7 protein-coding genes are annotated in these 9,082 nt (G+C 45.7%); 2 read left to right on the forward strand and 5 right to left on the reverse strand.

Annotated features, from left to right (window positions below):
- Positions 1-309 precede the first annotated feature (309 nt).
- Positions 310-708, forward strand: coding sequence for a DUF433 domain-containing protein (locus QUA36_RS30005; RefSeq protein ID WP_333460015.1), 399 nt, complete (start codon positions 310-312; stop codon positions 706-708).
- Positions 701-1,057, forward strand: a complete 357-nt coding sequence (locus tag QUA36_RS30010) for a DUF5615 family PIN-like protein (protein WP_333460016.1) — start codon at positions 701-703, stop codon at positions 1,055-1,057. The genes QUA36_RS30005 and QUA36_RS30010 overlap by 8 nt, the downstream gene beginning before the upstream one ends.
- Positions 1,058-1,064: 7 nt before the next feature.
- Here QUA36_RS30010 and QUA36_RS30015 read toward each other — a convergent pair whose 3' ends face one another.
- From QUA36_RS30015 to QUA36_RS30035, 5 genes are all read right to left on the reverse strand, one after another.
- Positions 1,065-2,621 (reverse strand): hypothetical protein, encoded by a 1,557-nt coding sequence (locus QUA36_RS30015; protein ID WP_333460017.1) that lies wholly within the window; start codon positions 2,619-2,621, stop codon positions 1,065-1,067.
- Positions 2,622-2,638: 17 nt separating this feature from the next.
- Positions 2,639-2,971, reverse strand: coding sequence for a hypothetical protein (locus QUA36_RS30020; RefSeq protein WP_333455387.1), 333 nt, complete (start codon positions 2,969-2,971; stop codon positions 2,639-2,641).
- A 10-nt stretch (positions 2,972-2,981) separates the two neighbouring features.
- Positions 2,982-6,479 carry a CHAT domain-containing protein gene (locus QUA36_RS30025; protein WP_333460018.1) on the reverse strand — a complete coding sequence of 1,166 codons (3,498 nt, stop codon included), beginning with the start codon at positions 6,477-6,479 and terminating at the stop codon, positions 2,982-2,984.
- A gap of 80 nt (positions 6,480-6,559) precedes the next feature.
- Positions 6,560-7,237 (reverse strand): DNA-binding response regulator, encoded by a 678-nt coding sequence (locus QUA36_RS30030; RefSeq protein WP_333460019.1) that lies wholly within the window; start codon positions 7,235-7,237, stop codon positions 6,560-6,562.
- A gap of 338 nt (positions 7,238-7,575) precedes the next feature.
- Entirely contained in the window at positions 7,576-8,847 is a 1,272-nt protein-coding gene (locus QUA36_RS30035) for an FAD-dependent hydroxylase (protein WP_333460020.1), read from the reverse strand.
- Positions 8,848-9,082 lie beyond the last annotated feature (235 nt).

Here is a 9,082-nt window from a genome sequence, read left to right on the forward strand (position 1 = left end):
GATTTAACAAGCTCCTAAATTCACTTATCATGCTTTCCTACTTTTGTCAAGTTCTAATACTGTACCTACGCCCTAGTGCGTAAGTCGAGATTAATTGAGGTAAAAAGTCGATCGCCCTTTGGTGTTTTTAGGGAAAGGGCGATCGGCTTTTTTATCAGTAGGTATGGACTCTGAATAATCACCGAACATCTCCTAGAGATATTGCGCTAACATAGAAGCTAAAGTTTTTCCAAGATTTTAAGAATTGAGAAACTCTCAAACTAAACTACCGCCCATCTGCAATTCTCTTAGCAAACCGAAGTTATATCAATGACATCCTACGCCTTAAACTTACCCGTTCAGTTACAGCAAGAAGCTGAAAAATTGGCAACACTCCAAGGCATTTCCTTCGATCAGTTTATCCTCTGGGCTGTAGCCGAAAAAGTCGCTACCCTCAACCAGCGGAATGACGATCCGGCTTTTCCTGAAATCACCTATGTGCGCGGCGCTAGCGGCGAACTCGTTCCCGTTTTGCGCGGCACTCGGTTGCGGGTGCAAACAGTAGTCATCGCAGCGCAGAAATGGGGTTTTTCTCCAAACCAAATTGCCACTGAGTATGACTTAAGTGAAGTTCAAGTGAACGCTGTTCTCGCTTTTTATGCGGCTCACTATCAAGAAATAGACGCATCTATTGCCGCTGAGCAAATTATCGAAGCTGCTAATGTCTAAACCGCTATTGCATCTAGATGCCGATACCTCTATTAAAGCTTTGCAAGCCGCCCTTTTATCTCGCAGTCACGATGTCACTCGGACACCGAATGAGTGGATGGCTTTAGATGCTAGCGATGAGGCTCAATTGCTAGAAGCAACAGCGCGAGGGCGGTGTATTTTTACGTTTAATATCCGGGATTTTCAGGTTTTACCTCAGCGTTATCCCGAACATGGTGGCATCATTTTGGCTGCTCAAAACAGTTGGACATTATCTAGTCTAATTGCTTCGCTCGATCGCCTGCTTTCAGAAACACAAGCTGCTGACTGGAAAGGGCAAGTCCGCTGGCTTAATCAGTGGCGAACCTAATTCTATCTTATCGAACTTCTGTATCTCTGGTCGATCGCACTTCTTCCGCTTCCTGCAAAACAGGATTAACTGGTTGACTTTGGGAACCAGATACACTTTGCCTATCGGATGATGATTTTAGCACTTTACGAGCAATCAGCCAAGCAACCCCTCCCAAGACTCCACCACCTAAGCAACTAACTATAATGGCAATAAAGAAGGGATGAGGCGACAGCAGAGGATGCTGAAAAGAGGGGAAACCCCAAGGTTTGTCTACAGCCAAGGTGTAGCTGCTGGAAACAACCCCCGCAACGCCTATACCCACACCGACAACGGCTATGGTAATTTGTAAATTGCGATCGCGATTATTCTCATTTTTCTCGTACTTTACCTGTTGTTTTTGAGCATCAACTTCCACAATACCCCGGATAGTTTCAATCATTTGTTGAAACAATTCCTTTCCTGCGGTAAGATAACTCATATTCAGTTTAATCTGTTGCCGAAAAGTCTTGCAACTACCCTTAATAAATTCTTGTACAAAATCTAAGTTATCGATTTCTTTTACGCTGCAATCGCCAAGTTTTTTGAGCCAAGAACTATAGTTTACAACATTCGTTTCAATCGTAATCCGGTGCAGTTCTATATCTCGCAAATACCGCGCATAATTTAACCCGATTTGGGGGAGTTCAGTCAGCCAGCCCTCTAGTTGTTCCAGACGCTCCTTTCTATCTGATTTCAAACGGCTAAATTCTTCTACTTTTTCCTCTAATTGACTGTACAGTTTTCTCGCTTCCTTGTTGCAAAGATACGCTTGGTGATAAACATAAAGAATTTTACTGCGGCAGCATAACAAATTGAGCAGCGGACGGTAATAATTGCCGGATGCTTCTATCTCTGAAGTTTTTTCATCAGTATCTAACCAGACTAGGATATGACACTTTAATCTCGGATCTTCTTGACTATTGTCAAATTCAAAAATGGGACTACCTAGAAGTTTTCCCTCACCGACTAAATAGGGTTTTGGCTGTTTAAGCTCTGAATCTTGAAACAAAGCGTCTACACAATCTTCTGCTAAATCTTGATGATTGCCAGCAAAATCAACAGGTTTGGCAAATAATACTAGGGTTTGTCCCAGTGACGCTTGGATTTCGCGAGGTAGCAGACAGCCTTGAAAGTTTAGATTGCTGAGTTGGTTGATTTCTACTGTTGAATTGGGAGAAAGTAGCGTGAAGTCAAGGGCGTAAGTATCGTGGAGTTGCAGCGGGTAAATTCCGCCTTTCAGGGGCAGTCGATCCGGTTGGCTAACAGTTTCAAATGACACAACTCTATTGCCATTTGACTCGTAAAGTTCAAGATAGTCGCTCGGTTGGCTATTTTGGCTGTTTCGATTGTTCAGCTTTTCGGGTAAAAAATCGAGCTGCGGATTTGTTTGCAGCAGGTGTCCCAAAGCAGCGCATTTCTGCCATAAATGATCTGCTTTGTCTACAGGTTGTTTATCGCCTTTTGCAAGATTGTTGCACAAATGAAAGGCAAACAGCGTTAGTTTGGGGTTGGCAAGTTTGCCTATCAATTCAGGATTGTTCATCACCTAAGTCCTGAGTGCTATTTTGACTTGTTGGGAAAACTTTCTTGGATGGCATTTAATAGCGTTTCTCTGAAGACTTTGGGAGGTGGAGGCGGTGGTGGAGCTTTCAGGGTGGTTGTTCCTGGCAGGCGATTCTTATCAAGATCACCATGCAACTTTATCAAAGCCTCAAGTATTTGAGGGCGACTTTCACAAGCACACCAATTTGAGACAGCATCAGATATTTCCTCGATATCATCGGACAGAGTAGCACCTAGCTGGTGTAATTCAGCCTCGTATTTAGAAAATAATAGAGGCTCGGTAGTAATCAACTGTTGAAATGCTCTAATGTTGTCTTCAGCAAATGACATTTATAGACTCCTATTTACCTACTGCACAGAAAGCAGCCCAATGGTAAGGTGATTGAAAAGGTTTAGCGTTAGCTTCCATCTTATTAAATAATGCAGGTAACTGTATATGTTTTTGCGTGGGATTCAAGGGAAGTTTGCTTGTCCATGCCTGCAAGTCTTCTTTAGTCGCATCCCGCAGCCAAAGTTGAGCAGAGTTAAGGGCAAGGGAGACGCTTAACCCGGCTTTGAGAAGCTGATAAAATTTTATCATCAAAAATGAGGTAGACAAATCGCTGACGGCCCACAGCGTCGGCACGACACTGGAACTGCCGGCTACCAGGAAACCGCTAGGTAAGCTGATATATTCGTCGCTGATGCTGCTAAAGTCGCTAATGCCTGTTTCGCAGGCGGAGAGTACAACTAGGCGGCATTCTCGGAAGTCGAGGGCAAAGATGTCTGCTAAGGTGAGGCATTTGGTGAGGTCGAGGGTTTGGCCATTTCGTAAGGGTAGATAGCGAGTGGGGTTTTCTTCTGGGGGAGGCGGGGGTAATTCGCTGTCGGCTAGCTGTAAGGCCGATCGCAAAGGTTGTTGAAAGTTAAAATAGCCGTGACAGCTAAAATGGGCGCAGTGGGCGATGCGGAGGCGGCTGTCATCTATGACCGATTTTTTGGCATCATTTTTGACGAGGATATCTTTGGGGTGGAAATGCTGACTAATCGCTGGCACTTCTAAGTCTGTAAATTGCAGGTCATTGGTGGGGTTTTGGACGGCAAATAGGTGAGTGAAATTGGGGCGTTTTCGCCTTTGTGCCTGTTGCAGCAGTTGGCAACTGGGAGAATAGCGGACACCTTGTTTGAAGCAATCTAGCAAGCAAGGATTAGTGGGTTCAGGAGACTGGGTTTCTTCGTTAAATCGCTGCCAGGTTTCATGGCTAACTGGCAAGGCGTGAAGGGGGAAAAGGTGCAGGAAACGGTGGGGAATTAAAATTAGTTGTTTGCAGTGTTGCGGTACTCTTTCCAGAATCTCATTGAGATGCAATATTTCAGATAGGCTTTGGAGGCGAGGGGCTAAATTTTCCCGCCATTCGGTTTTATCCTCTTGTTGGTAATCTATGAGATATTCGTCGCAGTTTAGCAAGGCTTGAAAGTCGGCTTTTGAAGATTGCCAGACTATAGGAGTTGGTGATTGAGAAGTGATGATGAATGTGAGGAATTTGTCGTCCAGGATGTACCACTCAACGATAGCAGTGTTTTCTGCTGTGAGGGCTTGAATATCGCTGTAGAGGATGCCTTTAACTTCTTGAGTGAGCAGGAAGTCGGGGTCGATGGGTTGGATGTCACGGACGAGCAGTTCGTCGAGTTGTTGCCGCAATTGGGTGAGATTGGTAGAATCGCGGCTGGTAGTTTGTAGGCTGTCGATTTGGAGGCTGCGTTCTCCCGATATTGTGCCGCCGTTGCTGTTACGATTTGTCTGCTGGTTGTCTAGTCGGCGCTGTTCGGCATCAATTTCTCGACGCAGGCGTGAGAGTTCGTTGATAACGATTTCGGGAATATCGCCTTTGGGGTATAAGTCGCGGGTGGCGATGAGTTCGACTAAGTTGCGGGCTTTGCTGCGTTCGGCGTATTCTATGGCTTCGGTGTAGTTTTTTAGCTTTAGGCAAACTTCCACCATATTTAGGTAGACTCTATTCCATTCTTCCGCTAATTTCTGTTTAGTTTCATCCCCCGATTGAATCTCACCCCGCAGGAATTCTACTGTATCAATGGCGGCGGCAAAAGTATTGTGAGCTAGCTGCAAGTTGGGAACTTTTCGATAGACCCTCCCTAAATTAAATAAGGTTTTAGCATAGTCTTGCGGAAAAGCCTCGCGGGTAAAAATTGAAAGTGCATCTCGGTAACAAAGGATCGCTCGCCCCAGATTTTCCGCGCGCGAACCGTTGATTCTGTTACTGTAGGCAAGTCCCAGATTATTTTGCGTCGTTGCCCAATATTCGGGAAAGGCTTCGCGGGTGTGGACGGATAATACACCATTGTAAAATGCGATCGCCTGTTCGATATTCTGGGCTTTCTCTCCCCTGATTCTGTATAAGTAGGCAAGTCCCAGATTATTTTGCGTCGTTGCCCAACCTTGGGGAAAGGCTTCGCGGGTGTGGACGGATAATACACTATTGTAAAATGCGATCGCCTGTTCAATATTCTGTGCTTTCTCTCCCCTGATTCTGTCAAAGTAGGCATTTCCCAGATTGTTTTGCGTCTGGGCCCAATATTCGGGAAAGGCTTCGCGGGTGCGGACGGATAATGCACCATTGTAAAATGCGATCGCCTGTTCGATATTCTGTGATTTCTCTCCCCTGATTCTGTCAAAGTAGGCAATTGCCAGATTATTTTGCGTCGTTGCCCAATCTTGGGGAAAGGCTTCGCGGGTGCGGACGGATAATACACTATTGTAAAATGCGATCGCCCTTTCGATATTCTCTGCTTTCTCTCCCCTGATTCTGTATAAGTAGGCAGTTGCCAGATTATTTTGCGTGATCGCCCAATCTTGGGGAAAGGCTTCGCGGGTGCGGACGGATAATGCACCATTGTAAAATGCGATCGCCTGTTCAATATTCTGTGCTTTCTCTCCCCTGATTCTGGAATAGTAGGCAGTCGCCAAATTATTTTGCGTCTGGGCCCAATATTCGGGAAAGACTTCACAGGTGAGGATTTTTAATGCACCATTGTAAAATGCGATTGCCCTTTCGATATTCTGTGCTTTCTCTCCCCTGATTCTGTCACTGTAGGCATTGGCCAGATTATTTTGTATCTGGGCCCATTCTTGGGGAGAGGCATGACGGGTAAGGACTTCTAATCCCGCCGAGTAAGATGCGATTGCCAGTTCCAGATTCTCTGCTTTCTCTCCCCTGATTCTGGAATGGTAGGCAAGTCCCAGATTATTTTGGGTTTGCGCCCATTTTTCGCTCCCCGGTTGGCGATTGTTTAAAACTATTTGATAACCTGCGATCGCAATTTCAATATTATTCGCTCTTTTCCCCAGAGGAAATTCACTAATATCAATACTCAAATTTGCAATGTAGGGGAGAATTGACTCAATTGCTTCTGGATGTTCGGCAATTAAATGAGTAGCCACTTGCTGTAAAATCTCGGCAAAACGGGCATTGAGGAGATGTTGCCGTTGAGCCAGCATGGGGTAAATTACTGCAACACCGCTATAGCTTTCTTCTGCTTGCAATAATTCTAGGAGAAACTTTGCATATTCTTGGGAATCTTCACCTTCAGAGTTATCGCTATCTCCCTCATCCTTCCCATCCAAGAATTGCCCTACCTGACTGGCGAGATTTCGCAAGAAACTAGCTGCATTTTCCTGTCCTTGTTGGGTCAAGTTTTCTGCTACTAACTCACAAGCTTGCAGAAATCCGCGATCCAGTAATTCTGAGTTATCCTGTAATATTTGCGGTTCGTCTCCGTTGGGGCAATTCAGGAGGGCATTAACCAATTGCAGATAAGCTTGGGCGCGGGTTTCTTCCATTGTGGGGAGTTGTCAGTAACACCGATGTTTATTTTACCATGATTGGTGGTTTGGCGGTTGACGCTCCCCCGTATCAATTTCTACCCCATCCCGAACAAGTAATCGAAATTACCCTCTCCCACAGAGTTTTTAAGCGTATTGATAATTTTCCTTGTATTATCGTGAGGCCCTTCAATATAACAAGGTTTTCCATTGCGACCGAATTTCAAGCCAATTTCGCTGGTTGATTCTCCTAAATGAGCCTTCGACTGCTCGAAATCGCGATGCGGTTCAAAGCCTAATGTTTTGGCATAGGCGATCGCACCCCAAACCAGGGCTTGTGCTTGCTCTAAACTAATCTCCTCGTACTCTTGCATAAACTGCGAGTAACAAAGCTGAACGAAATTTTTATATTGGCTATCGTTGCAGTTACGTGGCGGCATGGCATCCTTAACTCCCAAACACCAGTAGTCGATCAAATAAGAGGCTGTAACAAAACGATTGTATCCCTTGGAACGAGTCACCACCACTAAACCCAAACCGCTCGTTTCAGAGGTTTCATTCCCCAACAAAACCTTCGCAAAATTTACATCCACGAGACATTGAGCAACGGGCAATAACTCTCCTTTTTCGGCGCTAGCGAGGGCTGTTTGTTCTGCATGAGATTGAAGAAAGGTACTGACTTCGGATGCTTTCAATCCTAACTTTCGGGCAATTTGTTTGGGCGTTAATTGGCGATCGCGCAGGTTGAGAATTTCTTGTTCTTGTTCGGGCTGCATAGTTTTTCTATTGCCGTCAGGGCTGGGTTTGAGCTTAGTAGATCATTGTATCGCGTTTTTGCGACCAACTTCGTAACATTGCAAAGATTGAGGAAAAAACCCGGTTTCTTTGATGGTGCGAGTGGCGAGAAACCTCGGTTAGCCCGATAGTCCGCCAGGGGTTGAAACCCCTGTCTCATAGCGAAAGTCCTCTGAAGAGGACTAAAGAGTTTTTCATTTTTATCTCGGATTTTCAGTCGGTTTCAACCGACTTTCGCTATTAGCCAGGGGTTGAAACCCCTGGCGGTTGTGGCAACACCGCTAGAGTGCAAGCAACATAGGAAAAAACCCGGTTTCTTCTAATTTTTCGCTAATTCCGGCGGCCGCCCCATCAAGCCAGTCATCAAGCGCAAAGCTAAAAACCTCACTGGGGGAATTGTCCGCAAACACCACAATCCAAAGCGGCGAAATGCTACAATTGGCAGCCAAGTATTAGAAAATAATCTGTCTAGAAAATCGGTAAATCCTAACACGATTAAATTCTCTTTTTTGCGCCAGTTGTCATACCGTTTCAATACTCGCAAATCGCCGATGTCTTCGCCTCTTTGGTGCGCTTGCTGCAAGATTTGGGCGATCGCCCCAGCGTCTCGAATGCCCATATTCAATCCCTGGCCGCCGACGGGATGGCAGCAGTGGGCCGCGTCGCCAATTAATGCTAATCTGGGCAAAACGTAGCGATCGCTCTGCATTAACTGCACGGGAAACAAAAAGCGATCGCTCTCCAATTCCAAACGCCCTAAAAGCCCGCCCGTGCGCTGTTCCAACAAAGTCAAAAACTCTGTTTCATCCATTTGTTGCAAAGCTTTAGCTTCCGCGTGGGGTGCTGTCCAAACTACTTGACAGCGGTTCCCAGGTAATGGTAAAACTCCCATCGGGCCGCTCGGCCAAAAGCGCTCAAAAGCGATATCATTGTGCGGTTTTTCTGCTTTAATAGTGATAGCAACGCAGGATTGCCAGTATTTCCAGCCGCGAGTGCTGATGTTGGCTTCGGTGCGGATGCGCGATCGCGAACCGTCGGCGGCGACTAATAATTTGGTGCGTATTGTCCGAGTTTCGCCGTTTTGTTTAACTTCTATTTCCGCGCAATCGGTTAAATATTTTACCTCGATAACTTCCGCCGGACAAACCCAACTAAAATTCGGGTTTTTTGCCAAACATTCTTGCAAAGCTGATAGCATGACTCCGTGTTCGCCAACGTAACCTAAAGCTGCTTTTGGTACCGGCAATTTACCAGTATTTCCCAAATCCGGGCGGTGGAATTCCACAACACCGGGATAGTCGCCGTCGCAGAGGCTAATTTGCTCGAAGGTGGTGATTTGCGGCAAGATTTGCTGCCACACGCCGATACCTTCTAAGATCATTCCTGATAGCAGGGTGATTGCATAGGCTTGTTTTTTGGCTGCGGCGGCGGCGGGGAGTTGGGTTTCAATTATTGCGATTTTTAATCCAGAATCTTTTAAGGCGCTGGCTAAGGTGGCCCCGACTATGCCGCCTCCGACGATGGCTATGTCAAAGTCGAGTGTCGGTGTTTGCGTGGAGGCTGTGGTTGGAGAAAGTAGGTTTACAGGCATTTTCAAGGGATTTTGTCAAAGTTAATTGGATTGTTACTTTTTTATTGTAAAGAATTATTTCAATTTAGGGCGATCGAGCGACGGAGACGGGAGATGGGGAGACGGGGAGACGTTGAGAAATTTATGATTAATGACAACCATCAACGATCAACTGCCCACTATAGCAATCCTAAATGATTTTCTATATCTAGAGCAATCCTAAATAATTTTCTCTGTGTAAGTATATTGATGTATT

Source organism: Microcoleus sp. Pol10D4 (assembly GCF_036701555.1).
Taxonomy (GTDB): Bacteria; Cyanobacteriota; Cyanobacteriia; order Cyanobacteriales; family Microcoleaceae; genus Microcoleus.